The organism is Bradyrhizobium sp. BR14999 (assembly GCF_056106085.1).
In genome coordinates this window covers 2,890,999-2,915,645 of the sequence record NZ_CM148536.1, presented here as the reverse complement: position 1 = coordinate 2,915,645, position 24,647 = coordinate 2,890,999, and the positions used below count along the sequence as shown (strand labels likewise).

General features: G+C 65.1%; 24 protein-coding genes. 9 read left to right on the top strand and 15 right to left on the bottom strand.

The window, feature by feature from the left end; translation table 11 throughout:
• Positions 1-22 precede the first annotated feature (22 nt).
• Positions 23-847 (bottom strand): flagellin, encoded by an 825-nt coding sequence (locus tag ACR9YP_RS13415; RefSeq protein WP_091879725.1) that lies wholly within the window; start codon positions 845-847, stop codon positions 23-25.
• A 143-nt stretch (positions 848-990) separates the two neighbouring features.
• Positions 991-1,683, bottom strand: a complete 693-nt coding sequence (locus ACR9YP_RS13410) for an RNA polymerase sigma factor (RefSeq protein ID WP_474220131.1) — start codon at positions 1,681-1,683, stop codon at positions 991-993.
• A gap of 513 nt (positions 1,684-2,196) precedes the next feature.
• Between ACR9YP_RS13410 and ACR9YP_RS13405 the strand changes: the two genes are divergently transcribed.
• Genes ACR9YP_RS13405 through ACR9YP_RS13395 form a run of 3 tightly spaced genes read left to right on the top strand, consistent with a single transcriptional unit; the run spans position 2,197 to position 6,536 of the window.
• On the top strand, positions 2,197-4,611 hold the full coding sequence (locus ACR9YP_RS13405) for a hypothetical protein (protein WP_474220130.1): 2,415 nt from the start codon (positions 2,197-2,199) through the stop codon (positions 4,609-4,611).
• A 59-nt stretch (positions 4,612-4,670) separates the two neighbouring features.
• Positions 4,671-5,987 (top strand): hypothetical protein, encoded by a 1,317-nt coding sequence (locus ACR9YP_RS13400; protein ID WP_438105752.1) that lies wholly within the window; start codon positions 4,671-4,673, stop codon positions 5,985-5,987.
• 12 nt (positions 5,988-5,999) lie between these two features.
• Positions 6,000-6,536, top strand: coding sequence for a hypothetical protein (locus ACR9YP_RS13395; RefSeq protein WP_438105750.1), 537 nt, complete (start codon positions 6,000-6,002; stop codon positions 6,534-6,536).
• Positions 6,537-6,637: 101 nt separating this feature from the next.
• On the opposite strand, the gene ACR9YP_RS13390 is transcribed toward ACR9YP_RS13395, so the two are convergent.
• Positions 6,638-7,804, bottom strand: coding sequence for an acyl-CoA dehydrogenase family protein (locus ACR9YP_RS13390; RefSeq protein ID WP_438105748.1), 1,167 nt, complete (start codon positions 7,802-7,804; stop codon positions 6,638-6,640).
• Positions 7,805-8,092: 288 nt separating this feature from the next.
• Here ACR9YP_RS13390 and ACR9YP_RS13385 point away from each other — a divergent pair, with 288 nt between their 5' ends.
• Complete coding sequence (locus ACR9YP_RS13385) at positions 8,093-8,545, top strand: MaoC family dehydratase (RefSeq protein WP_438105746.1); 453 nt, start codon at positions 8,093-8,095, stop codon at positions 8,543-8,545.
• Positions 8,545-9,396, top strand: a complete 852-nt coding sequence (locus ACR9YP_RS13380; RefSeq protein ID WP_474220129.1) for an HpcH/HpaI aldolase/citrate lyase family protein — start codon at positions 8,545-8,547, stop codon at positions 9,394-9,396. The genes ACR9YP_RS13385 and ACR9YP_RS13380 overlap by 1 nt, the downstream gene beginning before the upstream one ends.
• A gap of 67 nt (positions 9,397-9,463) precedes the next feature.
• On the opposite strand, the gene ACR9YP_RS13375 is transcribed toward ACR9YP_RS13380, so the two are convergent.
• The 6 genes from ACR9YP_RS13375 to ACR9YP_RS13350 form a co-directional block, all read right to left on the bottom strand.
• Complete coding sequence (locus tag ACR9YP_RS13375; protein ID WP_438105743.1) at positions 9,464-9,847, bottom strand: hypothetical protein; 384 nt, start codon at positions 9,845-9,847, stop codon at positions 9,464-9,466.
• A 153-nt stretch (positions 9,848-10,000) separates the two neighbouring features.
• Complete coding sequence (locus ACR9YP_RS13370; RefSeq protein WP_438105741.1) at positions 10,001-10,798, bottom strand: fumarylacetoacetate hydrolase family protein; 798 nt, start codon at positions 10,796-10,798, stop codon at positions 10,001-10,003.
• Position 10,799: 1 nt separating this feature from the next.
• On the bottom strand, positions 10,800-10,985 hold the full coding sequence (locus ACR9YP_RS13365; protein WP_438105740.1) for a hypothetical protein: 186 nt from the start codon (positions 10,983-10,985) through the stop codon (positions 10,800-10,802).
• Complete coding sequence (locus ACR9YP_RS13360) at positions 10,982-11,317, bottom strand: hypothetical protein (protein ID WP_438105738.1); 336 nt, start codon at positions 11,315-11,317, stop codon at positions 10,982-10,984. Before ACR9YP_RS13360 ends, ACR9YP_RS13365 begins: the two co-directional genes overlap by 4 nt.
• Before the next feature lie 85 nt (positions 11,318-11,402).
• Positions 11,403-11,894, bottom strand: coding sequence for an Hsp20/alpha crystallin family protein (locus ACR9YP_RS13355; RefSeq protein ID WP_438105736.1), 492 nt, complete (start codon positions 11,892-11,894; stop codon positions 11,403-11,405).
• A gap of 80 nt (positions 11,895-11,974) precedes the next feature.
• Positions 11,975-12,436: an Hsp20 family protein gene (locus tag ACR9YP_RS13350; RefSeq protein WP_091879751.1), complete on the bottom strand. Its 462-nt coding sequence runs from the start codon at positions 12,434-12,436 to the stop codon at positions 11,975-11,977.
• A 443-nt stretch (positions 12,437-12,879) separates the two neighbouring features.
• Between ACR9YP_RS13350 and ACR9YP_RS13345 the strand changes: the two genes are divergently transcribed.
• A complete protein-coding gene (locus ACR9YP_RS13345; protein WP_474220128.1) occupies positions 12,880-14,379 on the top strand; it encodes a glycosyl hydrolase family 79 N-terminal domain-containing protein in 1,500 nt (499 codons plus the stop codon).
• On the opposite strand, the gene ACR9YP_RS13340 is transcribed toward ACR9YP_RS13345, so the two are convergent.
• Entirely contained in the window at positions 14,365-15,666 is a 1,302-nt protein-coding gene (locus ACR9YP_RS13340) for an MFS transporter (protein ID WP_438105733.1), read from the bottom strand. The two genes, ACR9YP_RS13345 and ACR9YP_RS13340, sit on opposite strands and share 15 nt — an antisense overlap.
• A 331-nt stretch (positions 15,667-15,997) precedes the next feature.
• Here ACR9YP_RS13340 and ACR9YP_RS13335 point away from each other — a divergent pair, with 331 nt between their 5' ends.
• Genes ACR9YP_RS13335 through ACR9YP_RS13325 form a run of 3 tightly spaced genes read left to right on the top strand, consistent with a single transcriptional unit; the run spans position 15,998 to position 19,770 of the window.
• On the top strand, positions 15,998-17,212 hold the full coding sequence (locus ACR9YP_RS13335) for an ABC transporter substrate-binding protein (protein ID WP_474220126.1): 1,215 nt from the start codon (positions 15,998-16,000) through the stop codon (positions 17,210-17,212).
• A gap of 7 nt (positions 17,213-17,219) precedes the next feature.
• On the top strand, positions 17,220-18,953 hold the full coding sequence (locus ACR9YP_RS13330; RefSeq protein ID WP_474220125.1) for an FAD-dependent oxidoreductase: 1,734 nt from the start codon (positions 17,220-17,222) through the stop codon (positions 18,951-18,953).
• A gap of 22 nt (positions 18,954-18,975) precedes the next feature.
• Positions 18,976-19,770, top strand: coding sequence for an IclR family transcriptional regulator (locus ACR9YP_RS13325; protein ID WP_474220124.1), 795 nt, complete (start codon positions 18,976-18,978; stop codon positions 19,768-19,770).
• A gap of 156 nt (positions 19,771-19,926) precedes the next feature.
• Here ACR9YP_RS13325 and ACR9YP_RS13320 read toward each other — a convergent pair whose 3' ends face one another.
• Genes ACR9YP_RS13320 through ACR9YP_RS13300 form a run of 5 tightly spaced genes read right to left on the bottom strand, consistent with a single transcriptional unit; the run spans position 19,927 to position 24,644 of the window.
• Positions 19,927-20,706 carry an SDR family NAD(P)-dependent oxidoreductase gene (locus ACR9YP_RS13320; protein ID WP_091879761.1) on the bottom strand — a complete coding sequence of 260 codons (780 nt, stop codon included), beginning with the start codon at positions 20,704-20,706 and terminating at the stop codon, positions 19,927-19,929.
• Positions 20,707-20,745: 39 nt separating this feature from the next.
• On the bottom strand, positions 20,746-21,489 hold the full coding sequence (locus tag ACR9YP_RS13315; RefSeq protein ID WP_091879764.1) for an aspartate/glutamate racemase family protein: 744 nt from the start codon (positions 21,487-21,489) through the stop codon (positions 20,746-20,748).
• Positions 21,490-21,498: 9 nt separating this feature from the next.
• Positions 21,499-22,764, bottom strand: coding sequence for an NAD(P)/FAD-dependent oxidoreductase (locus tag ACR9YP_RS13310; protein ID WP_438105731.1), 1,266 nt, complete (start codon positions 22,762-22,764; stop codon positions 21,499-21,501).
• Between the two features lie 3 nt (positions 22,765-22,767).
• Entirely contained in the window at positions 22,768-24,429 is a 1,662-nt protein-coding gene (locus tag ACR9YP_RS13305) for a thiamine pyrophosphate-binding protein (protein WP_438105730.1), read from the bottom strand.
• Complete coding sequence (locus ACR9YP_RS13300; RefSeq protein ID WP_474220123.1) at positions 24,426-24,644, bottom strand: hypothetical protein; 219 nt, start codon at positions 24,642-24,644, stop codon at positions 24,426-24,428. The genes ACR9YP_RS13305 and ACR9YP_RS13300 overlap by 4 nt, the downstream gene beginning before the upstream one ends.
• Between the last annotated feature and the right edge of the window lie 3 nt (positions 24,645-24,647).

The window sequence follows — 24,647 nt, the reverse complement described above, 5'->3', positions numbered from 1 at the left end:
TGCCGGCCCGCCCTGGATTTCATCAGCCCAGCAGCTTGAGCAGGTACTGCGGCATCTGGTTCGCCGCGGCGAGCGCCGACACGGCAGCCTGCGTCTTCACTTCCGCTGAGGAGAGCTTGGATTGTTCGGCCGCGATGTCGACGTCCTTGATGGCCGAGTTCGCGGATTGCAGGTTCTGGGTCTGGGTCGAGATCGAGTCCGCGCTGAAGTTGAACCGCGACTCCTGGGCGCCGATGCTGGCGCGGGCCGCGGAGACCGTGTCGATCGCCGTATCCAGCGCGGTCAACGCCGAGGTCGCATCCGACAGCGTGCTGACGTCGAGCGAGGACACGCCGAGCGAAGAGGCCGTGAGGCTCGTGAGCGTGATCGTGATGGTGTCCGAGCCCGAGGAGCCGACCAGCACCGAAACGCCGGAGGCGAACACGCTCGAGCCATCGAGCAGGCTCTGGCTGGAGTAGCGAGTGCCGGAGGCGATCGAATCGATTTCGCTCGTGAGCTGCGTGAACTCCGAGTTGATATAGGCGCGGCTGGAGTCGGTCGTGGTTCCCGAAGCGGATTCGGAAGCCAGCGACTTCATGCGCGCCAGGATGTCGGAGATGTTCGAGGCGCCGCCATCCGCGGTCTGGAGGATCGCGGTGGCCTGCGAGGCGTTGGTCGCGGCCTGCTGCAAGGTGGTGACGTCCGAGGAGATGCGGGTGGAGATCGCAAGGCCGGCGGCATCGTCGGACGCGGACGTGATGCGCGAACCGCTCGACAGCTTCGAGAGCGAGCTGGTTTCCTGCGAGGAGTTGATGTTGAGGTAGCGGACCGCGGCATTGGCGGCGGTATTGGTGTTGATTGCGGGCATTGGAAGCTCCTGTGCTGATGGGCAAGCGTGCCGCATCGTTGAAATCGACTTACGACGACGCGGACCGCAGCCCCGTCCGTTCGCTCAAACGGCGGAGCGCAAAGAGATCAGGCGCGAAATTTTTCGCGAGGCGATTTTTATGGTTAGCAGTCGGTAAACGCGGTGCGGATGTCGCGCTCGTGCTTGCGCAGGAGCTGTCGGAGCTGCTGGCGGCCGCGCTTGAGCAGCGACTCCACCGCAGCCACCGTGGTGTCCATCACCTGGGCGATCTCGCCATTGCTCATGTTCTCGTGATACGACAGGATCACCGCGATGCGCTGCTGCTCGGGCAGGCGCTGCATCGCGAGCTCCAACATGTCATTCAGCTCGTTGCGCTCGATGATTTCGACGGCGCCGGGCTGGGCGTCGGCGACTTCCGGCACCGTCTCGACATTCTCGTTGCGCGGCTTGCGCCGGAGATCGATGCAGCGGTTGGAGATGACTCGGTAGAGCCAGGTCGAGAATTTGGCGCGGCCGTGCTGCCAGCGTCCGCGATGGCTCCAGATCTTGAGCATAGTGTCCTGCACCACGTCCTCGGCGTCCGCAGCGTTGCCGACGATGCGCAGCGCGATCGCGTAAGCGCGATCGATATGGCGCTCGACCAGCATGCGGAACGCGGCTTCGTCGCCGGCCGCTAGCCTATCCAGCAGTTCGCTGTCCTCGTCGAAGACGACATCGGCGGTATCAGGCGAGCTGTCAGGCGCGAGCGGCACCGACGGCGTCACCGGCATGACCGCATCGGCCGGCCCCGTGATCTCGGCCTCGGCGGGAGCCATGACATCAGCAGCGTAACTCATCCCGCAACCTCCAACCCGCAATGCCGGCGGCGCACATGCCACACGGCTTCCAGGCGTTGAACGCGGGGCCCAAACAATCCAGGCGGAGAATTTTTGTTGTTTTTCAAGATGTTAGCAGGTCACTTTTGCCGAGTATCGGGCAATAATTGCCGACTGTGCGCGAAGTGCGCGCGTCAATCCTGCAATCATCACATCGTCTCGCGCCATGGCGGATCATCCATCCTGAACAGATGTAGCGGTAAGAAAACGCTGACATTACGCGGCACTAGGTGATCGCACGCGACACGCGCGCAGCGCGTGAAGAAGCGATCGTTTCCGAGTGTGAATGAACGCGCGACGACTTCTGCACTCGGCAATTTTTTCCGAATCACCTTTTTCGAACCTAGCGATTTTTTTGAATCTGTCAGTCGCGACGAGCGCGATTTTGAATCGCGCGTGAATTTTTTTCGCATTCGTAGCGCCTGACTCCACGCATGCGCACGTTAATCGTGTTGGTGGACGGGGAATTGCAGCATGAAGTTAGCGACGGCCGGCGCAGAGCGCCGTGCGCAAATTGTTTCTGCTTGGTCATTCGATGTTTTCGATACGTTTCTGCTGCGCGCCTGCACGACGCCGGATGGCGTATTTGAAAGGACTTACGAGCTTTTGGACATTTCAAGATCTCGTCCGAATGTTTCCACGAGTTTCGTTCAGCATCGAATCCAGGCCGAATCGCGCGCGCGCCGAACGGCGAAGGAGAAGCGCGGTGCTAGCGAAGTGCACATCGCCGAGATCTATTCCTATTTTCCGTTCAGGCTGTTCGGCCTTTCACGCGGCGACCTGAACGATCTGGTCGAGGCCGAGTTCGCCGCCGAACTCGAGCTCTGCCGCGCCAATCCCGACATGATCAGGCAATATCTGGACATGAAGCGCGCCGGCAATCACGTCGGATTCATCTCCGACACGTATTGGGATTCCGAGCGGCTGGGCCATTTGCTGCGGGCTTGCCGTCCCGAACTGACATGGGACTTCCTCTATGCGTCCTGCGACCATGGCAGCAGCAAGAGCGAAACACTGTTCGCCACATATCTCTCCGAGCAGGGTATCGACGCCGCCTCCTCCTTCCATGTCGGCGACAACGACAAGGCCGACATCAAGGGCGCCAAGCGCCACGGCATCCACCCCCGCTATTATCCGCAGGCGACCGCGCAATTGGCTTCGAAGTTTCAGCGCGAGACGGCACTGTTCGAGCTGCTGTGCACGGGCGCGCCATCGCGGCTCGATCACGGCGCGCGGACGCTGCGGCGCGTGGTCGCCGGCCGCAGTGTCGAGAGGTCCCCAGCCTTCCATCTGGGTCTGACCGTTCTAGGCCCCGTGATGGCGGCATTCGACGCTTTCGTGGCGCGACGCTGCGAAGACCTTGCGGGCAACGGCCGGCAGGTCGCGCTCGGCTTTCTCGGCCGCGACGGCTTCCTGTCGCACCGGATCTGGCAGGATCTGCATGGCGGGACGGCTTCCTATCTCGAGATAAACCGCCGAGTCAGTCTGATCGCGTCGGCCGACACGATGCAGCCGCTGGTCGATCTTCTCGGCAAGGTCTTCAAGATCGACGCGCCGACCTTCCACGACATGCTCAAGATCATGCCGCCGAAGGTGGCAGCGTTCTTCGCCGGCTGTCCCGGTGGCATCGCCTCCGGCGAAGAGCTCGCCGAGGCGCTTCCCGGACTGATGGATCCGGCCGAGATCGTCGGGCTCGGCGCGGGCCTGCGCGCCCGGCTGCTCGCCTATCTCCGCCATGCCATCCCCGGCTTCGACGATTGCACCGATCTCGTCCTCGCCGATCTCGGCTATTCCGGCAGCGTGCAAAAGGCGCTGCGCCGCGTCTTCGACCTGGAAGGCATCAAGATCCGCCTCCACGGCGCCTATCTGATGTCGCTCGACGACGCCTTCGACGATCTCACTGAGGAGGACAGCGCGGCCGGCTTCATCTCCGATCTCGTGGTCACGCCGCACGTCAAACGCATGTTGATCCGCAACGTCGCGTTGCTGGAGCAGGCCTGCTGCGCCGCCGACGGCTCGGTGCGCGACTACGACGGCGGCGCGGTGCTGCGCGAGATCAATCCACGTCCCGCCGAGCAGGTGGCGCTCGCCGCGGAGATCCAGGCCGGCGCGCTGGCTTTCGCGGCGAGTGCAGGCGAGATCGCGCGCAACTACCGCCTCGATCCTCACGCTGCACCCGACGTCGCCGCGCGCTGGTGCGCGGCGACGCTGGCACGGCTCCTGCTGCTGCCCGACGATGACGAGCTGGCGCTGCTCGGCACGTTGAAGCACGACGTCAATCTCGGCACCCATGCGCTCGCGCCGTTGCTCGACAGGCAATTCGTGCGCGACCAGATCACCGCCCGCGGCCTCTCGGCCGCCTGCACCGCGGCTGCGCCGCCGATGTGGCTCGCCGGCAGCTTTGCCGCGCTGTCACCGTCCTACGGCTATCTCTATGTGCTGTTCGGTGCCAACCGCCTGCCCGCAGACGTCTTCGAGGAAAGGCCCTGCGAGCGGGTTCAGGTCGGCCTGTTCCGTGCCGACGGGAGTGCAACGATGGAGCGCGTGACCATCCATCGCAACGGGGTCGGCGAGCTGCGCCTGCGCGTTCCCTTGGCCCGCACCATGGCAATCGCCGTGATCGCGCTGCCGCTGGCAAAATTCGCGCCCGAGGGTCTTCTTCATGGCGTGACCGTGCAGCACGGCGACGACGTTCGCGATGCTGCCGGCAGCCAGGAGGTGATCGGCATTGCGGCCGACGTCCTGGTCTATGCCGGCGTGCAGCAGAACGGCGGCCACTACCGCACTGACACCGAGGACGGCTGCCTGCTGATCCCGGTCCTCCCGATGACGCAGGAGATCGCGATCTATTCCATTGCGATCACATCGCTCGGCGCCAGCCCGAAATAGTCCGCCTGATCGCGCCGCCCCAACCGTTGAAGTCCAAGGGCTTACGAGGGGGCACGGAATTGACGGACGAGACACGCGCGAATCTTGATCGGCTGCTGCAATCCGGCGGCATCCGGCTCGGCCGGCCCCAGCGCGACCGGCTTGCCTGGCTCGTCGGCCAGTACGGTGCGCCGACGCTCGATGGCGTCCCGGACGGGCGCAACGGCGTCATCATCCTCGAGGAGCCTCCGAGCGGCGCGGCAGCCGAGCTGCTCTACCGCGCGCTCAATCCCGCCTGCGCCGTCGTCATTCCCCGAAGCGAGAATCCCGGCTTTGATTTCCTCAAGTCCAAGCTGACCGAATTCGGCACCGTCGGCCCCTGCGGCGCGGACGGCCCGCACGAGATGTGGTGGGGCGGCATCGGCTGGTCGAAATTCCTCGTCACGGCCGACGCCTGCACGCTCCGGCCGCGGATCATCTCCTGCTATCCGCGCGGCAGCGACGAGGCGGCGCCCCTACGCCTCCGCCAATCGGTCGAACGCCTGCACCTCGATTGCCATATCGAGCCGGTCGAGACGGAGTTCGATGACCGCATCCTCTGCTTCGAGAAGGCGGAGTTCATTGTGCGGATGTGGAACAAATATCGCGAGCCGCTGCTGTACGTCGACGCCGAGGCGGCCTTGCGCGAAGCGCCGCTGCTGCCCTCCTTCCTCGGCTGCGACGTGGCGCTCCACAAGTGGAATCGGTGGGAGATGTCGGCGCGCACGCTCTATCTCGGCCGCTCCGCCGATGCGGAGCGGCTGCTTCGCACATGGCAACAGCTTGCCGCCTCCTATCCCGCGATCTGGGAGGGCTATCTGTTGGACCAGGCCTGGAGCCTGACGTCGTCACAGGTGCCGCTCGACACCGTATGGCTGCCGCGGTCCTATCACGCGCTGAACGGCGACCTCAGTGCGATGCGGGCCACGATCCTGCACGACCAGCAGACGACGACACTCGAGCTCGGCCCCGATCCCGGCTTTGCAGGCATCGTGCGCACGGCCCGCCGCGCCGGCCGCACCGGCGCGCGTGACGCCTTCATGGTCATGACCTCGAAACCCGAAGCCGGCAACGGCATCGCCGTGATCCTGCGCGACATTTCCACCAGCGATGCCGGCGCGGTGGCCGCCACCGTTGAGGCTGTGACGGGCGCTTATGCCGCCGATTGCGGCGGCTACGGCCGGCTGGAGCTGTCGCTCTGCGCCTGGCAGGAGGACGTCGGCGCCGTACGCGAAGCCGCTGGCTTGGCCCGTTACCGCATCCTGGAGATCGCGCCGGGACAGCGCATCGCCAACGATTTCTTCGCCACCTGTGCTTCCGACGACGCGGTCACGACCGCACGCCACCTCTTCCCCTGAGGAACATCCCAGATGCTCAAGACCATCATCCTTCTCACCGACACCGTTCAGCAGCAGCAGCCGCTGGCCAATCTGCTCCGCGAACACAATCGCGAGCTCGCCTTCTGCTCGGCGCTCCGCGCATCCGACCTCGACGCGATCGACCCGGACATGCTTAGCGAAGCCCGCCTGGTCTCCTTTGCCGCCGACGCCGCCATCTCTGAAAAATTCCTGCTTCAGCTCGGCTATGGCGCCTACAAATTCTACGCCGCGGCGACGCAATATCCGGGCCTGCCACCCGCGCCCGACGAGAGCGACGAGGATCCACGCTGCTACTCCGTGATCGCGCAGTCGATGACGATCTGGCCGGATTTCAAGAAGGTCGTCGGCCTGGAAACCGTGACCATCCCCGATGGCACGGTTCCTGCCGAGCGCGAGCGGCTGGTGTTCTCCCGCCTCGCCCATCTGTTCTGGCAGATGTCGGGCATGATCGCCGGCGAGGCGGCGGATCTGCCTGGGATCATCGGGTCCGGCGAGAGCCAGCGCCCGACGCTTGCGATGATGAATTGAGTTATCTCGCGAAGCCGCGCAGCTGCATCGATAGCCGTCAGCATGGATCGATCAGCGAGGTTTCTCCGAGACATCGCAGATCCTGCCGGACAATCCGCAGATCAATAGGACTTGGCGAGGCCAAGCACTTTTTCTGCGATGAAGCTGAGCGCAAGCTGCGGGCTGACCGGCGCGATGCGCGGGATCAGGATCTCGCGCAGGTACCGCTCGACGTGGAATTCCTTGGCGTAACCAAAGCCGCCATGGGTCATCACCGCCTGCTCGCAAGCCGAGAAACCGGCTTCGCCGGCGAGATACTTTGCCGCATTGGCGGCGGCGCCGCAGGGCATGCCCTTGTCGTATTGCCAGGCCGCCGACATCACCATCAGCCAGGCCGCCTCGAGCTCGACCCAGTTCACCGCCAGCGGATGCTGGATGCCCTGGTTCTTGCCGATCGGGCGGTTGAACACCACGCGCGTCTTGGCGTACTCGGTCGCGCGCGACAGCGCGAGCTTGCCGAGGCCCACGGCTTCCGCGGCGATCAAGATGCGCTCGGGGTTCATGCCTTCGAGGATGTACTGGAAGCCTTTGCCTTCCTCGCCGATCCGATCCTCCATCGGAATTTCAAAGTCCTCGAAGAACAGCTCGTTGGAATCGACGATCTTGCGGCCCATCTTCTCGATCTCGTGGACCTTGATCGTGTTGCGGTCGAAATCGGTGTAGAACAGGCTGAGGCCGTGGGTCGGCGAGCGTACCTCTTCCAGCGGCGTGGTGCGCGCCAGCAGCAGGATCTTGTGCGCGACCTGCGCGGTCGAGATCCACACCTTCTGGCCGTTGACGATGTAGCGGTCGTTCTTGGCGACCGCGCGGGTCTTGAGCTGGGTGGTGTTGAGGCCGGTGTTGGGCTCGGTGACGGCGAAGCACGCCTTCTCGCGGCCCTCGACCATCGGCGGCAGCATGCGCTTGCGCTGCTCCTCGGTGCCGAATACGACGACGGGATTGAGCCCGAACACGTTGATGTGCACCGCGGACGCCCCGGACATGCCGGCACCGGATTCGGCGATCGTGCGCATCATGATCGCGGCTTCCGTGATTCCGAGCCCGGAGCCGCCATACTCCTCCGGCACGCAGATGCCGAGCCAGCCGGCATCGGCCAGCGCCTTGTGGAAGTCGTGCGGGAAGCCGCCGTCGTGGTCCTTCTTCAGCCAATAGGCATCGGGGAAGCCTTCGCAGATCTTGGCGATGGCGTCGCGAATGGCTTCCTGCTGATCGGTGAGCGCGAAATCCATGTTCTTGATCTCCTTATTGGGAGCAGCGGCGACTCACGGGCCCGATCTTGAGGCGAGTTGGAAAATGACCGTGGCAGCCGCGACCGCGCGCAATCTCTCTTCTCTTCGCGTGACCCACCCAAAAGGCCATGGCCGATTGCTGCGCCGGACGTTCCCTCGGTTGCGTTCTTTAGCTGGAAAAACTGAATACAGATACGTGAATTTGTCTGCCAACTGTGTGTACCATGCATAGGGTCATGCGGCGCGACTGTGCGAGCGCGCTGTTATTTCGCAGGGAGGGAAACCGCGATGGCCGGACTTTATTACGAGGATTTTTCCGTGGGCCAGGAGTTCAGGCATCCGCTGACCCGGACCGTCACGGAGATGGACAACACCATGTTCAGCCTGCTCACGCTCAATCCGCAGCCGCTGCACATCGACGCGCATTTCTCCGAAAAGACCGAATTCGGCCAGCGCATTTTCAACAGCCTTTACACCCTCGGCATCATGATCGGCATGACGGTCTATGATACGACCCTGGGGACTACCGTTGCCAATCTCGGCATGATCGACGTCACTTTTCCAAAGCCTGTCTTCCATGGCGATACGTTACGGGCAACGACGAAGGTGCTTTCGTTGCGGGAATCGAAATCGCGCCCCAGGGCGGGCATCGTCGAGTTCGAGCACCACGCTCTTAACCAGAACGACGAGGTCGTCGGCAAATGCCGGCGCATGGCGATGATGCACAAGAGGCCAGTCTGATGCGTTCGATGCTGTTCGTGCCGGGCGATTCCCCGCGCAAATTCGAGAAGGCGAGCGAAGGCAAGGCCGACGCGCTGATCATCGATCTCGAGGACTCCGTCGTCATCGAGAAGAAGGACGAAGCGCGCGGGTTGACGCTGGCGATGCTGAAGAGCTCTCGCGGCCCGCATCAGCTCTACGTCCGCGTCAACGCGCTCGACACCGGCATGACGCTCGCCGATCTCGCCGCCGTGATGCCGGGCAAACCCGACGGCATCGTGCTGCCGAAATCGCAAGGCGGCGACGACGTACGGCAGGTGGCGACCTGGCTCGAAGCGTTCGAGGCGGCGTCTGGCATCACGATCGGCACGACGCGTATCGTCTGCGTCGCGACGGAGACCGCGGGCTCGATCTTCGGCCTCGGCAGCTACAAGGGATGCTCCCCGCGCCTCGCCGGCCTGATGTGGGGCGCGGAAGACCTCTCGGCCTCGCTCGGCGCCACCGAGAAAGCCTCGGGCGGCGTGTTCCACAGCCCCTATCGGCTCGCGCGCGATCTCTGCCTGATGGCGGCGGCGGCGGCCGAGGTCGCGCCGATCGACACCGTCTATACCGACATTGACAACCTCGCCGGCCTCGAGCAGAAGACGCGCGCGGCACGGCGCGACGGTTTTTCGGCCAAGGCGCTGATCCATCCCAAGCATGTCGATGTCGTCAACGCGGCCTTCGAGCCGACCGACTCCGAACGCAGATGGGCTACGAGGGTGATCGCCGCGTTCGCGAGCAATCCCAATTCCGGCACGCTGCGGCTCGACGGCCAGATGATCGACAAGCCGCATCTTCGCGCCGCGAAGAAGATCCTCGGCCAAGTCTAGATCAGGACGCGGGCCTCGCCATGATCGTTCGCCAAGCCGCGCTGATTGCGCGGACTATCGATCGGCCTCAGTCGAATCCCTGAACGGGCGGCGTCGAGGTTTGCGGCGGCACGGCGGGCGCGGCTTGAACCGGCGGGGTCGGATTGCCGGCAGTTCTCATCTGGCCGTTGGCAGCCATCGCCTCGCGCGCGGGCGGTGGGACGCGGGTCGCGGCCGCGCGACGCGGCGGCTGGCGGTGCCTTGCCGACTGCGAACCTCTCATGCCCCAGGATCGGGCGATCGAAGGTCCAGCCGTGTAGCCGACCAAAGCTCCGGCGACGGCTCCGACCGGGCCCAGCACGACCGCACCGGACAAGGCGCCGAGCGCTGCATCGCCTGCGCGCTCCTGCGCAACTGCGCTCGCGGGCACGCAAGCCAGCATTGCAATAGCGGTGATCAGAGCCTTGTTCATCGGAGTGCCTCCCTCGCGGGAGATCACTCCTGCTCAAATATGGCCGTACGAAGTTCGCTTGCCGGCCAACAAAGGGCAACCACCCATGGAACTCGGCGCTCGCACCGCTTGCGCCGTCAACCGGGGTTCCACGCTGGCCACTCAGCGCAACTGCTACGCGATCTTGATCGACATGTCCGGCAGGCCCTCGAGCTTGCACACGAGCACGTCGCCCTTCACCACCGGGCCGACATTCTCCGGCGTGCCGGAATAGATGATGTCGCCGGCCTTGAGCTCGAACGCTTCCGACAGCTTTGCGATCTGCTCGGCCACGCTCCAGATCATCTTGCTGAGATCGGAGTTCTGCCGGACGGTGCCGTTCACCGCCAGCGAGATGGCACCCTTCTCGAAATGGCCGGTCTTGCTTGCCGGATGAATCGGACCGAGCACGGCAGCATGATCAAAGCTCTTGCCGATCTCCCAGGGCTTCTTCTCCGTGGCCATGCCGTTCTGGAGATCGCGCCGGGTCATGTCGAGACCGAGCGCATAGCCGTAGACATGGTCGAGCGCCTTCTCGACGGGAATGTTGGTGCCGCCGGATTTCAGCGCCGCGACCAGCTCGACCTCATGATGATAGTTCTTGGTCAGCGACGGATAGGGATGATCGGCGACCTCGCCGATCGCGACGTTCTGGATCGCGTCGGTCGGCTTCTGGAAGAAGAACGGCGGCTCGCGGTTCGGATCCGAGCCGCGCTCGATCGCGTGCGCCGCGTAATTGCGCCCGATGCAGTAGATGCGGCGGATCTGGAAGACTTGGGTCTCGCCGACGATCGGGATCGTCACCATCGGCACCGGGAAGATCGGCTTGGGCCCGGCTTGCGCGGCGGCCGGTGCGACGTCCGCCATGGTGGCCGCGGTCGCGACCGCGGCGGTTGCGAGCAGATCGCGTCGCGTGGGTGAGGTCCTCTTCATCTCAGGTGCTCCCTTCGCCTTCTTGGGCGGCGTCATGCGCGCCGATCTGGCTGATAATCGATATTTGGTATGCCAGCAACACTGATCGGCGCGGCGACTGGATCACCGCGCGGACCAAACCTGCGCCACATCGACCTTTGGCCGGGCCGAGCAGCACGAGCGCCAGAACGGTGTGCGCGAGCATCATGCTGCTCGCCGCTCCGCGGCGGCCCAGGGCCGCCGCAGCCGCCTCGGGACGCCGCCGCCGCGCGGCGGGTCGTCATTGTCATTGTCGCCGTCGAGCCGGCGCAACGCCGTCAGAATATCGGCGAGTCGGACGGTCTGGCTCGTGCCCGGCATCTCGCGCAGAGCGGGACAGGATTCGACCGCGTATATGTCGGACGCCCAGGACGAGAGGATGATCCGTTTCTCCGGTGTGGAGAGCTCCTCAGCATTCAGGACGTCGGCAGGTGAGTCGTAATGGGCAGCGGGATGAAACAGCGGGTTGAGAGTGCCGGCATTGGTATTCACGTTGGTCATCGGTCGTGCCTCCCCTCATGCTCCTTTCCAAGGGACGGGTTTGTTGATGATGGACGGCGGCGCCCACCGCCGCCGCCCGTGGTTGCTAATGCGTATTGATTGCGATGCGCTTGACGCCTTCGCGTGCCTTCTCCGACTTCGGCAGCGATACGGTCAGGACTCCGTCCTTAAACGATGCCTCTGCCTTGTCTTCATCGACGTCCTCAAGCGGAATCTGCCGCTCGAAGGCGCCGTAGTAGCGCTCGGTGAAGTATTTGCCTTCGTGCTTGCGCTCATCCTTCTTCTCGCCGCGGATCGTCAGGACGCCCCTGGCGATTTCGATCTGGACGTCCTTCTCCGTCATCCCGGGCAGCTCCGCCGAGATCGTCAGCGTCTTGTCGGTGTCGCTGAGCTCGATCTTCGGCCAGCCGAAGCGCCCCTCCATGAGCGGCGACAGGCCGGGTCCGCCGAAGCCCCGGAACACATCGTCGAACAGACGGTTCATCTCGCGATGCAGCGTCATGAACGGATCGTAGTTGCCGCGCGCCTGCACAAGCTCCTGGTTTCTCGACCAGGGAATAAGATCGCGAATAGCCATGGTATTCTCCTTCATTCAACGGTCTCGGGAGCGCGGAGGCCACATGCCGTCCGCGCTCCAAGACAACGCTTTGGACGAGCCTAAGCTGCTTTCTGCTGCTCGATCTGCGACGTAGGAGATGTGCAGCTCGCGATCTCGATCCGGCGCGGCTTCATCGCCTCCGGAACCTCGCGGACGAGGTCGATGATCAGGAGCCCGTCCTGGAACGAGGCCTGCTTCACCTGAACATAGTCGGCGAGATTGAACACGCGCCTGAAGGGGCGGGCGGCAATGCCCTGGTACAGGTATTCGCGCGCAGCAGTCTCGGGCTTCTTGCCCTCGATGGTGAGCGCGTTCTGTTCGGCCGTCACCGCGATGTCATTAACGCCGAACCCCGCCACGGCAAGGCTGATCCGGTAGTGGTCTTCACCGGAACGCTCGATGTTGTAGGGGGGATAGTTGTCCTCGGTCGCCTGGCGCAGCGTGCTGTCGACGAGGTCGGCCAGGTGGTCGAAGCCGATGGTGGAGCGCCACAAAGGCGCGAAATCAAAATTGGTCCTCATAACCAAGTCCTCCAAAGAGCAAGATGGATACGAAGGAGCGCAAGGCGGGGATTTCAGACAGGTCCGAAAAGACCAGCCCGGCGCCCGTACCGGACCCGATTCTGGCATCCGGCACACCGCTCTCGCGGCGAAAAACGACTTAGAAAAACGGATATCGATTTCAAGGGGGCTGCCAGAAATTTTTTCGTCCTACCCGCGTTGATCGTCGGCTGTCGGGCTCGTCCCTGCAGGCCCTCGCAACGGGTTCTCCAGGCGCCCCGGCGCGGGTGCCCCGGAAGCTCTCGGCGGCGACGGCGACGTAAAAGGAAGATAGAAATGTCGATTTAGGCAAGGGCCAGGGGGTGCCCCTTATGCATGTGGACCCGCAGCGGGCATGAAGAAACACGATGCATGATCGACAAGGCTCCCGAACGCGCCGGACTGCTTGCGCAGCAGCAGGGGCGATGACGATTGCGCTGCTCGCGGCCGCAACGTTGTGCGCCGCGCGCGCCGACGACAGCACCTTCGCGGCAGCGCAGTTGAAGGCGGTCGCGACGATCGATACGCGCTTTCAGTCCTACAACATCGAGATGGTGGAGGTGACCGGCGGACGATTCTGGAAGCCCTATCCGCGAACGGCACGAGGCTTCGACCAGCGGGATCGTTACAGCGCAAGACCGCCGATCGATCTGGCCAATGCACGCCTGCGCCTGCTCGCCGCCGCCTTGTCGCCGGCCTATCTGCGCGTCAGCGGAACCTGGGCCAATGCGACGTTCTTTGCCGACGCGCCGGGAAAGCCGCCGCCGGGATTCAACTCCGTGCTCAGCCGTGCGCAGTGGCGCGGCGTCGTCGAGTTCGCGCGCGCGGTCGATGCGGAGATCGTCACCTCTTTTGCGATCAGTCCCGGCAGCCGCGATACCGATGGCGTGTGGAAACCGGACCAGGCGCAGCAGCTGGTCGACACCACACACGCGCTGGGCGGCCGCATCGCCGCCGCCGAATTCATGAACGAGCCGACGCTCGCAGCGACCAACGGTGCACCGGCCGGCTATGACGCGGCCGCCTATGGCCGCGACTTCAAGATCTTCCGCGACTGGATGCGGCGCGCCGCGCCGGAGACGCTGATCCTCGGCCCAGGCTCGACCGGCGACGCACCATCGCCATCCGGCGCGGCCATCACAACGCGCGACCTGCTCGCCGCATCCGGACCCGGCGTCGATCGCTTCTCCTATCATCACTACAACACGATCTCGCCACGCTGCGGCGGGCACGATGATCCGGCGCAGGCGCTCTCGGAGGAATGGCTGGCGCGCACGGATGCGACACTCAAGACCTACCAAGCCCTGCGCGATGCCTTCGAGCCGGGCAAGCCGATCTGGCTGACCGAGACGGCTGATGCGGCCTGCGGCGGCAGCCGATGGGACCAGACCTTTCTCGACACCTTCCGCTATCTCGACCAGCTCGGACGCCTGGCGAAGGCCGGCGTCCAGGTGGTGATGCACAATACGCTGGCCGCCAGCGATTACGGCCTGCTCGACGAAGCAACGTTCCGGCCGCGGCCGAGTTACTGGGCTGCGCTGCTCTGGCGCGGGCTGATGGGAACGATCGTGCTCGACGCAGGCAGGGCCGCTTCGTCCGATCTTCATCTCTACGCGCATTGCCACCCGGCCATGGCGGGCGCGGTGTCGCTGCTCGCCATCAACGCCTCGCGCAGCGCAACGCACCCGCTGACGCTCTCGGATTCTGCCGAGCGGTACACACTGCACGCGGTGCGGCTCCAAGGCCCGACCGTGCAGTTGAACGGCAAGACGCTCACGCTGACTGCCGATGGCATGCTGCCCAGGCTCGAGGCGCAGGCAACGCCGGCGGGAGCAATCCGGCTTGCGCCAGCGACCATCACCTTCCTGGTGATTCCGAACGCGGCAAATCCCGCCTGCTTGCCGCGACGCTCAGAACTTCAGTGACTCGCGCGCCGTCTCTGGTGCCATCAGCGTTGCGATGATCGTGATGATCGACAGCGCGATGATGTAGACCGACACCGCCCAGTACGAGCCGGCCCATGCCAGCAGCGCGGCCGCAATCAACGGCGAGAAGCCGCCGCTCAATGCCGCCGCGACGTTGGCGCCGAGCGAGGCGCCGCTGTAGCGCACCTGGGTGCGGAACAGTTCCGGCATGAACGCGGCCTTCGGCCCGAACAGCAGCGCATGGGTCAGCGTCATGGTGACGACGAGCGCGAGCGTGATCAGCGCCGGCTCCCTGGTGTCGAGGAACCAGAACAGCGGGAACGCCAGCGCCACCGAGAACACGCCGCCGGCGAGATACAGCGCCTTGCGGCCGAAGAGGTCGGAGAGCCATCCCGCGAGCGGCAGCGTCGCGAACTCGACGATGGCGGCACAGACGACCGCCTCCAGGATCACCTGCCGCGGCAGTCCGAGCTTCGTCGTGGCATAGACCACGGTGAAGACGGTGAGGAGATAAGCGAGCCCGACCTCCGACACCGTGATGCCGATCGCCAGCAGAAAGCTGCGCCAGTCGCGGCGCAGCACCTCGAGGACCGGCTGCGCCAGCACCTCCTTGCGCTCGACCACCTCCTTGAAATGCGGCGTCTCCGCGAGCTTGAGCCGCACGATGAAGCCGATACCGACGAGCAGAATGCTGATCAGGAACGGCACGCGCCAGCCCCAGCTGAGGAAGTCGGCCTCGGGCAGCTTCGTCATCAGGCCGAAGATACCGGTCGAGGCGGCGACGCCAACGGGAAAGCCGACCTGAACCAGGCTGCCGTAAAAGCCGCGGCGATTGCCGGCATGCTCGATCACCATCACCACCGCGCCGCTCCATTCGCCCCCGAGCCCGATGCCCTGGACGAAGCGCAGGCCGACGAGCAGGATCGGCGCCCAGACGCCGATCTGGCTGTAGGTCGGCAGGCAGCCGATCAGGAAGGTGCCGAGCCCCATCGCGATCATCGTCGCGACCAGCATGGTCTTGCGGCCGAGCCGGTCGCCGTAGTGCCCGATGATCGCGCCGCCGATCGGCCGCGCCACGAAGCCGACCGCATAGGTCGAGAACGCCGCGAGCGTGCCGACGAAAGGATCGAAGCTCGGGAAGAACAGCTTGTTGAAGACGAGCGCCGCGGCGGTGCCGTAGATCAAGAAGTCGTACCATTCGATCGCGGTGCCGAGCGCGCTCGCCCACACCACATGCGCCGTCGTCGATTTCTCCGCCGAAGCGGAGAGCCCCGTTGCTGCCGGCATACCCTGCCCCAAAGATCCCGGGTGGCATCATGGCCAATCAGGCTGACCGTTGCAACCTGCGGGATGTTCGCTCTCACAGGACTGCGCGAGACTTGTGCACTCTGCTCCCACACCCGTCATTGCGAGGAGCCCTTGCGACGAAGCAATCCAGACTGTCTCCGCGGAAACATTCTGGATTGCTTCGCTTCGCTCGCAATGATGATGCCGAAGCAGCCGCGCCCCCTATCGGCTCTCATCCAATTATTCACTATTGACAAACTCATTCGTCAATATCTAATTTATCGCCAGAATAGCCCGCCGCACCAAGCGGCCGATAAGAGAGGGAACCACGATGAAAGGGCTTCTGGCCTGCGCCATGCTCGCGGCCATGACTTCAGCTGCCATGACCACAGTGGCCACCGCGCAAGTCTCCGACAACGTGGTGCGGATCGGCGTGCTGACGGATCTATCGAGCTGGGGCCGCGACAACAGCGGGCCGGGCTCGGTCGAAGCGGCGAAGATGGCGGTGGAGGAATTCGGCCCGACCGTGCTCGGCAAGCCGATCGAGATCATCAGCGCCGACCACCAGATGAAGACCGATGTCGGCGTGCAGATCGTGCGCGGCTGGTTCGACAACGGCAAGGTCGACGCCGTCGTCGACATTCCCAATTCCGGCATCGCGATCGCCGTCCACAACATGGTGCGCGAGCGGGGCAAGATCGCCCTGCTCTCGGGCCCCGGCGCGAGCTCGCTGACCGACGAGCTGTGCAGCCCCAATACCGTGCATTTCACCTACGACACCTATGCGCTATCGAAGGTGACGGCCTCCGCCGTGATCAAGGAGGGCGGCAAATCCTGGTACTTCATCACCGCCGACTACGCCTTCGGCCAGCAGCTCGAGAGGGACGCAACCCGCTTCATCAACGAGATGGGCGGCAAGGTGCTCGGCGGCGTCAAGCATCCGACCAACACCGCCGATTTCTCCTCCTTCGCGCTCCAGGCCCAGAGCTCGAAATCCGATGTGGTCGCCTTCGCGAATGCCGGCCAGGACACCGACAACGCCATCAAGCAGTCGGGCGAGTTCGGCCTCGTGCAGGGCGGCCAGAAGCTGGTCGGCCTGTTGATGTTCGACACCGACGTGCACGCGATCGGCCTCAAGGCCGCGCAGGGCACCTACATGACCACAGCCTCCTACTGGGCCATGGACGAGGCGACCCGCGCCTGGTCGAAGAAATTCTACGAACGCACCAAGGTGATGCCGACCATGATCCAGACCGGCGTCTACGGTTCGGTGCTGCATTATCTCAAGGCCATCAAGGCCGCCGGAACCGACGAGTCCGCCAAGGTGATGGCCAAGATGCGCGAGCTGCCGATCGAGGATACATTCGTCCATGGCGGCAAGTTGCGCGAGGACGGCCGCGTCATCCGCGACATGTATCTCGCCAAGGTGAAAAAGCCCGAGCAGTCCAAGGAACCGTGGGACTATCTGGACATCGTCAAGACCGTGAAGGGCGAGGACGCCTTCCGCCCGGTCTCCGAGTCCAAATGTCCGCTCTTGAAGAAGTGAGGCCCGCATGACCGGTAACGAGCGCAGCGCAATTGAGACTTACGAGTGCGATGTGCTCGTGGCCGGATCGGGCGCCTCCGGCATGTCGGCGGCGATCACGGCGCGTTCTCGCGGCCTCGACGTGCTCATCGTCGAGAAGGAGCCGCGCTTCGGCGGCACCACCGCCCGCTCCGGCGGCTGGCTCTGGATCCCCGGCACCTCTCTTGCCAAGGCCTATGGCATCGAGGAAGCGCCGGAGCAGGCCCGCACCTATCTGCGCCATGAGGCCGGCAACAATTTTGATGCCGCACGCGTCGACGCATTCCTGAGCGCCGGCCCCGAAGCGGTCGATTTCTTCACCACCAAGACCGCGCTCCGCTTCGACATGCCGCTGGTGTTTCCCGACTACCACGCCGAGGCACCCGGCGGCGCGCAAGGCGGCCGCTCCATGGTGACGCGCCCATTCGACGGCCGCGAGCTCGGCGATCACATCAAGACGCTGGGCATGCCGCTGCCCGAGCTGACCGTGTTCGGCATGATGTTAGGCTCCGGCAAGGAGATCATCCACTTCATGCGCGTCACGAAGTCGCTGGCCTCCGCGGTCTATGTCGCCAAGCGCCTGTCGCGGCATTTCATGGACGTGCTGCGCTACGGCCGCGGCATGACCTTGACCAACGGCAATGCGCTGGCCGGACGGCTGGCCAAATCCGCGCTCGATCTGAGGATTCCGATGTGGCTGTCCTCGCCGGTGCGCGAGCTGACGGTCGAGAATGGCGCCGTCACCGGCGCGGTCGTTTCGCGCGAGGGACGCGATGTGCACGTCCGCGCGCGCCAGGGCGTCGTGCTCGCCTGCGGCGGCTTCCCCCACGATGTCGAACGACGCAGAAAGATGTTTCCACATGCGCCGACCGGCACTGAGCACTATTCGCCGGGACCGACTGGCAATACCGGTGACGGCCTCCGCCTTGCGGAAAGCGTCGGAGGGCATGTCGAGGATCGCCTGCCGAACGCGGCCGCCTGGGTCCCGGTGTCGCTGACCACGCGCAAGGACAGCTCGAAGGGCGTGATGCCGCATTTCATCGACCGCGCCAAGCCCGGCGTGATCGCGGTGATGCGGAACGGCAGGCGTTTTGCCAATGAAGGCAATTCCTATCACGACTTCGTCCAGGCCATGATGAAGGCCGCCAAGCCCGGCGAGGAGATTGCCGCCTTCCTCGTCTGCGATCACAAGACGCTGCGCAAATATGGCCTCGGCTGCGTGCCGCCGTTCCCGATGCCGCTCGGCCATCACTTGCAGACCGGCTACCTCATGCGTGGCGACACGCTGGAGGCACTGGCAGCGAAGGCCGGCATCGATGCCAAGGCGTTCACCGAGACCGTCAAGCAATTCAATACGACCGCGCCGCAAGGCCACGATGCCGCCTTCGGCAAGGGCTCGAAGGCCTATAATCGCTATCAGGGCGACGCCCTGCACGGCCCGAACCCCTGCGTCGCACCGATCGAGAACGGGCCGTTCTACGCCATCAAGATGGTGATCGGCGATCTCGGCACCTATGCGGGCATCGTCACCGACGAGAACGCGCGGGCGCTCGACGCCGAAGGCCGTGTGATTCCCGGGCTCTATGCCGCCGGCAACGACATGGCGAGCATCATGGGCGGCAATTATCCCGGCGCTGGCATCACGCTTGGGCCGGCGCTGACCTTCGGCTACATTGCCGGACGACACCTTGCCGACAGCGCCGCCAAGCGCAAGGCGGCCTAAGCGGACGCACGCCAGGAGGCGCATGAAGAGGGAAAGCCGCGGCATCCAGTCGATCGAGGTCGGCGGAGAACTGCTCCGCGCGCTCGCAAGGAGCGGCGAGCCGATGATGCTGCGCGATCTCGCCCGCGAGGCCGGTATGACGCCGGCCAAGGCGCATCCCTATCTCGCCAGCTTCTCCCGTATCGGGCTGATCGAGCAGGACGAGACCACCGGCCGCTACGAGATCGGCGCGCTGGCGCTGGAGCTCGGCCTGATCAGCCTGCGCCGTCTCTCCGGCGTGCGCATCGCACGTCCCAAGATCGCGGCGCTCGCGAGCCAGATCGGCCACGCGGTCTCGCTCGCGGTCTGGGGCACGCACGGTCCGACCGTGGTGCAACTGGAAGAGCCGGCCCAGCCCGTCCACATCGTGATGCGGGCCGGCTCGGTGATGGCGCTGCTGGAGACCGCGACCGGCCGCGCCTTCGCGGCCTTCCTGCCGGAGAAGACCATCAATGCCGCGCTCGAAAGCGGCCTCGACCGCCACGGCGTCGGCTACAATCCCAAGCGCGCGGTGAAAAGCGCGAAGGTCGCCGAGATGCTCGCTGAAGTCCGCAAGCACGGTCTCGCCCGCGCGCTCGGCGATCCCCTGCCCGGCGTCAATGCGTTCTCAGCACCGGTGTTCGACCATTCCGGCCATGTCGCGCTGGTCATCACCGCGATGGGCCCGGAAGGCACCTTCGATGCGCGCTGGGACAGCCCGATCGCCCATGCGCTGCGCGACTGCGCCGGCGCCATCTCGAAGCGGCTCGGCCACGGCATGACGGTCGCGGCGGAGTGAAGGGCGAGCTGGCTGCACAACCACCGCTGTCATGCCCCGCGCAGGCGGGGCATCCAGTACGCCGCGGCCCATCGGTTCTATCACTGCTGTCTCGGAGTACTGGATCGCCCGGTCAAGCCGGGCGATGACAGCGAGTGTGGGACGACCTTCCCAGCCCTACTTCTCCCTCACCGGCACCGTGTAATTCAGGATCAGCCGGCCGCCATCCGGATAGATCGTCTGCCCGGTGATGTAGGACGCATCGTCACTGGCAAGGAACGCCACCACCGACGCCACTTCGCTCGGCTCGCCGCCGCGGCCTGCCGGCGTGCGCGACAGCACGGTCTTGCGCGCATCCTCGGACGTGTAGATCGCCGAGGCCACCATATCGGTCAGGATCGTGCCCGGCCCGACCGCGACGACGCGGATGTTGTGCGGCGCGAGCGCGACGGCGGCCACCGACGTCAGTTGCTTCATGCCACCCTTGGAGATGGCGTAGGTCGCAAGCGTCGGAATCGCCAGCAGCGCATTCACCGAGGACATGTTGATGATGACGCCCCCTCCGCCCTGCGCGATCATCTGCTTCGCGGCGGCCTGCACGCCAAAGAAGGCACCCTTCAGATTGATGCCGATGACCTCGTCGAAATCCTGCTCGGAGATGTCGAGAATGTCCTGATTGCGGGCCACGCCCGCGTTGTTGACCATGATGTCGAGCCGGCCAAACTCCCGGACTGCTGTGGCGACCGCACGATCGACGTCCGCGCGCCGCGCGACGTGGCACGGCAGGGCATACAGCTCCTTGGGCTTGCCCAGCTCGTTGACCGTCTTCTCGAGCGCATCCGTGTCGACGTCGGAGATGACCACCTTGACGCCGTCGTCCAAGAATCTCTTCGCGCAGGCCTTGCCGATGCCGCGCGCCGCGCCGGTGATGACGGCGACCTTGCCGGATAATTTCATGGGCTCACTCCAGGACTTGTGACGATCTCACGAACGCGTTCACGCAAAGACGCGCGGGCGCAGTCCAGCATGAAACCAGGTGATCATGGAATAGATGTCGTAAACCGGCAATCCGACCTCGGCCTGAAGCGCAGCCGCATAGGGCGGCATGTTGGTACATTCGAGCACGATGGCGCCGACATCCGGGTTCCCAGCGACGAGCGCCTTGCCGGCCTCGACAACGTCGCGCTCGGCCTGCGCGACGTCCATGTCGTCCTTCTCGGCCTTGATCAGGACGCGGAAGAATTCCTTACCGTTCTCGGTGCCGACCAGCGGCGTATCGAGCGGCACGCCGGCACCTTCGAGATGGGCGGGCGAGAGCGTCGAGCCCGACACCGTGACGAGGCCGACGCGCTTGCCCGGCGGCAAGGTCGCCTGCACCCACGGCACCTGCATCAGCGACGAGGTCGCAACCGGCACGCCGACGGCGGCCGCGATCTCCTTCTGGAACAGCGACAGGAAGCCGCAATTGGTGGTGATCGCTTCGGCCCCGAGCCGCACCAGATCCTTGGCGGCGTCGATGAAATCAGGCAGCAGGCCGGCCGCGCCCTTCAGCACCACCTTCTCCGGCGAGGCACCGCTCACCACGCGATACAGCACGGGGAACGGCCAGGTCGTGCCGTTGCCCATGTCGCCGGGAATGCGAGGAAAGCGCGCTTCCAGCATCAAAATGCCGAGCGGCGCGCCATAGATGGCCTTGCCGCCACGGGCGATGCGGGAGGACGAATTGGCTGGATGGGTCATGGTGCGATCTCAGAGAAAACGATCGGGTGCGAACGGCGCGAGCGGGATCTCGGGCTGCTTGCCGCTGAGAAGCTGCGCGACGAGACGGCCGGTACGCGCCGAGCCGACCAGGCCGACATGGCCATGGCCAAAGGCATAGACGATGTCGCGCGAGGCCCGCGCATAGCCGATGCAGGGACGTCCATCCGGCATACTCGGCCGATGACCGAACCAGGTTTTGATACGCGAGGCCGGAATGTCCTTCGGCAGTTTTGGGAACATGCTGATGAGGTGGTTGCGCAGAATCTCGGCACGCTTCCAGTTCGGCGCGGCCTCTAAGCCGGCGATCTCGACCGTGCCGGCGGCGCGCAGGCCCTTGTCGGTCCAGTTCACCACCATTTTCGCATCTGACGCCATCATCGAGCTGCGCGGCCCAGATTCCGGGTTCTCGATCATGACGTGATAGCCACGCTCGGTCTCGAGCGGCAGCGGATCACCGACCGATGCAGTCAATTGCTTCGAGCGGGCGCCCGCCGCAACCACGGCGGCATCGCAAGGGATCTCGCCGGTCTCGGTGACGACGGCGATGAGCGTGTTGCCGGAGAGCTTGAGACCCGTTGCCTTGGCCCGCACGTGCTTCGCACCGCTTGCCAACGCATGTTGCGCGAGGGCCGCGACATAGGCGCCGGGATTGCGGCAGCGGCCGGCCTCCTCCACCACCACACCAAAGGTGTAGCGCGGATGCAGGTCCGGCTCGCGCTGGCGCATCTCATCGGCGTTGAGCTCGAGCCATTCGACACCGACCTTCTTGCGCAGGCGCCAGCCGAGATCGTTGTCGAAATTGCCGCGCGATGGGAACACGTGCATCACACCGTTGCGCTCGATCAATTCAGGCACGCCCGCCTCCTCCGCGAGCTTCTTGTGCAGCAGTGGTGCGTCCTTCAACAGATCGCGCAGCGCGAACGCCGTCTTCTCGATCCGCGCCTCGGTCCAGCCCGAGACCAAATATTTGATCAGCCAGGGCAGCGCTTTCGGCAGATAAGACCAGCGGATCGCGAGCGGGCCGAGCGGGTCCATGAGATAACCCGGCACCTTCTTCCAGACGCCCGGCTCGGCCGGCGGGATCACCGAATGCGACGACAGCCAGCCGGCATTGCCGTAGCTCGCCGCCTGCTCGCCACCGGGCTCGCCGGGATCGATCAGCGTGACGCGATGGCCCTCGCGCAGCGCCTCGATGGCGCTGATCACGCCGACTGCGCCGGCGCCGATGATGGCGACGTGGCGGCCGGTCGCCATCGCTTAAGCCTTCACCGCTGGCACAAAATCCTTGCCGACCGAGATCGCGCGCGGATCGATAATGCAGTGGAGGATGGACGGCTTGCCCGAGGCGAGCGCGCGCTCGAACGCGGGTGCGAACTCCTCGGTGCGCTCGACGCGCTCGCCATGGCCGCCGAACGCCTTCGCGTACATCGCAAAATCGGGGTTCTTGAGCTGGGTGCCGACGACGCGGCCGGGATAGTCGCGCTCCTGGTGCATGCGGATGGTGCCGTATTGCGAATTGTCGACGACGATGACGATCAGCGGCGCGTCATACTGCACGGCGGTCGCGAACTCCTGGCCGTTCATCAGGAAGCAGCCGTCACCGGCAAAGGCGACGACGACGCGATCCGGGTATTGCCGTTTTGCCAGCACGCCCGCCGGCACGCCATAGCCCATCGAGCCCGAGGTCGGCGCAAGCTGCGCGGCAAAGCTGTGGAAGCGGTGATGACGATGGATCCAGCCGGCATAATTGCCGGCGCCGTTGCAGACGATCGCGTCCTTCGGCAGGCGGTCGCGCAGCCAGGTCATGACCTGGCCGTACTGGAACCTGCCCGGCAGCTCGCGCGCCTTTTCGGTCCAGGCGAGATAATCGGCATGTGCCTTCGCGGCCTCGCCCTTCCAGGCCACCGCACCGGAAGGCTTCAGCGTTTCGACCGCGGCGGCGAATGCGGCGGGCGTCGCCTGGATCGCAAGGGCCGGCTGATAGACGCGGCCGAGCTCCTCGGAGCCCGGATGCACGTGGATCAGCTTCTGCTGCGGGGTCGGAATGTCGAGCAGCGTGTAGGACGAGGACGGCATCTCCGACATGCGGCCGCCGATGAGCAGAATGACGTCGGCGCCCTCGATGCGCGCCTTCACCCCCGGGCTCGGCCCGATGCCGAGATCACCGGCGTAATGCGAATGGTCGGCGTCGATCAGCGAGGCCCGGCGGAACGAGGTCGCGACCGGCAGGTCGAACCGTTCGGCGAACCGCGCGATGCTCCTGGTGGCTTCATCGGTCCAGCGCGAGCCGCCGAGGATGACGAGCGGCGCCTTGGCGCCGGCGAGCATGACGCTGAGCTTTTCGATGTCGGCCGGCGCCGGCCAGCTCGCCGCGGGCTCGATCCGCATGGCGTCGGCAACCGCCGCGGTCTCGGTCAGCATGTTCTCGGGCAGCGAGATCACCACGGGACCCGGGCGGCCCTGCATGGCGACGCGGAAGGCGCGCGCCACCAGCTCCGGAATGCGGTCGGGGCGATCGATCTCGACCGCCCATTTCGCCATGGTGCCGAACACCGCCTTGTAGTCGAGCTCCTGGAACGCCTCGCGCTCGCGCATACCGGTGTCGACCTGGCCGACGAACAGGATCATCGGCGTTGAGTCCTGCATTGCGATGTGGACGCCGTGGCTGGCATTGGTCGCGCCGGGTCCGCGGGTGACGAAGCAGACGCCCGGACGGCCCGTGAGCTTGCCATAGGCCTCCGCCATCATTGCGGCCCCGCCTTCGGCGCGGCAGATCATGACGTCGATCGGGCTGTCATGCAGCGCATCGAGCGCCGCCAGATAGCTCTCGCCCGGCACGCAGGTAACGCGCTCGACCCCTTGCGCGACCAGCTGGTCGATCAGGATCTGGCCCCCGGTGCGGGTGTTGCGAATGGTCATGACGGCTCCCTCAAGGCTTTGGCGATGCGCCCGAGCGCCTCGCCATTATGTGCGGAATTGGCGTAGGACAGGCCGACAGGACGCGCAAGATCGAAAGACTTCTCGCCGCCTGCGCAGGCGTCATGCCCGCCCTTGCCGTTTGCACTGATCGGGCTCTGAGACCACGTCCACGCAATCCCGGCGTCCGCCATGGGCCACACGCCAACCCGTCTCATTTT

Bases quoted from the DNA above. Each gene is read 5' to 3' on its own strand.
- ACR9YP_RS13415 (WP_091879725.1), bottom strand. From the start codon at position 847: ATGCCCGCAATCAACACCAATACCGCCGCCAATGCCGCGGTCCGCTAC.
- ACR9YP_RS13410 (WP_474220131.1), bottom strand. From the start codon at position 1,683: ATGAGTTACGCTGCTGATGTCATGGCTCCCGCCGAGGCCGAGATCACG.
- ACR9YP_RS13405 (WP_474220130.1), top strand. From the start codon at position 2,197: ATGAAGTTAGCGACGGCCGGCGCAGAGCGCCGTGCGCAAATTGTTTCT.
- ACR9YP_RS13395 (WP_438105750.1), top strand. From the start codon at position 6,000: ATGCTCAAGACCATCATCCTTCTCACCGACACCGTTCAGCAGCAGCAG.
- ACR9YP_RS13390 (WP_438105748.1), bottom strand. From the start codon at position 7,804: ATGGATTTCGCGCTCACCGATCAGCAGGAAGCCATTCGCGACGCCATC.
- ACR9YP_RS13385 (WP_438105746.1), top strand. From the start codon at position 8,093: ATGGCCGGACTTTATTACGAGGATTTTTCCGTGGGCCAGGAGTTCAGG.
- ACR9YP_RS13380 (WP_474220129.1), top strand. From the start codon at position 8,545: ATGCGTTCGATGCTGTTCGTGCCGGGCGATTCCCCGCGCAAATTCGAG.
- ACR9YP_RS13375 (WP_438105743.1), bottom strand. From the start codon at position 9,847: ATGAACAAGGCTCTGATCACCGCTATTGCAATGCTGGCTTGCGTGCCC.
- ACR9YP_RS13370 (WP_438105741.1), bottom strand. From the start codon at position 10,798: ATGAAGAGGACCTCACCCACGCGACGCGATCTGCTCGCAACCGCCGCG.
- ACR9YP_RS13365 (WP_438105740.1), bottom strand. From the start codon at position 10,985: ATGATGCTCGCGCACACCGTTCTGGCGCTCGTGCTGCTCGGCCCGGCC.
- ACR9YP_RS13360 (WP_438105738.1), bottom strand. From the start codon at position 11,317: ATGACCAACGTGAATACCAATGCCGGCACTCTCAACCCGCTGTTTCAT.
- ACR9YP_RS13355 (WP_438105736.1), bottom strand. From the start codon at position 11,894: ATGGCTATTCGCGATCTTATTCCCTGGTCGAGAAACCAGGAGCTTGTG.
- ACR9YP_RS13350 (WP_091879751.1), bottom strand. From the start codon at position 12,436: ATGAGGACCAATTTTGATTTCGCGCCTTTGTGGCGCTCCACCATCGGC.
- ACR9YP_RS13345 (WP_474220128.1), top strand. From the start codon at position 12,880: ATGACGATTGCGCTGCTCGCGGCCGCAACGTTGTGCGCCGCGCGCGCC.
- ACR9YP_RS13340 (WP_438105733.1), bottom strand. From the start codon at position 15,666: ATGCCGGCAGCAACGGGGCTCTCCGCTTCGGCGGAGAAATCGACGACG.
- ACR9YP_RS13335 (WP_474220126.1), top strand. From the start codon at position 15,998: ATGAAAGGGCTTCTGGCCTGCGCCATGCTCGCGGCCATGACTTCAGCT.
- ACR9YP_RS13330 (WP_474220125.1), top strand. From the start codon at position 17,220: ATGACCGGTAACGAGCGCAGCGCAATTGAGACTTACGAGTGCGATGTG.
- ACR9YP_RS13325 (WP_474220124.1), top strand. From the start codon at position 18,976: ATGAAGAGGGAAAGCCGCGGCATCCAGTCGATCGAGGTCGGCGGAGAA.
- ACR9YP_RS13320 (WP_091879761.1), bottom strand. From the start codon at position 20,706: ATGAAATTATCCGGCAAGGTCGCCGTCATCACCGGCGCGGCGCGCGGC.
- ACR9YP_RS13315 (WP_091879764.1), bottom strand. From the start codon at position 21,489: ATGACCCATCCAGCCAATTCGTCCTCCCGCATCGCCCGTGGCGGCAAG.
- ACR9YP_RS13310 (WP_438105731.1), bottom strand. From the start codon at position 22,764: ATGGCGACCGGCCGCCACGTCGCCATCATCGGCGCCGGCGCAGTCGGC.
- ACR9YP_RS13305 (WP_438105730.1), bottom strand. From the start codon at position 24,429: ATGACCATTCGCAACACCCGCACCGGGGGCCAGATCCTGATCGACCAG.
- ACR9YP_RS13300 (WP_474220123.1), bottom strand. From the start codon at position 24,644: ATGAGACGGGTTGGCGTGTGGCCCATGGCGGACGCCGGGATTGCGTGG.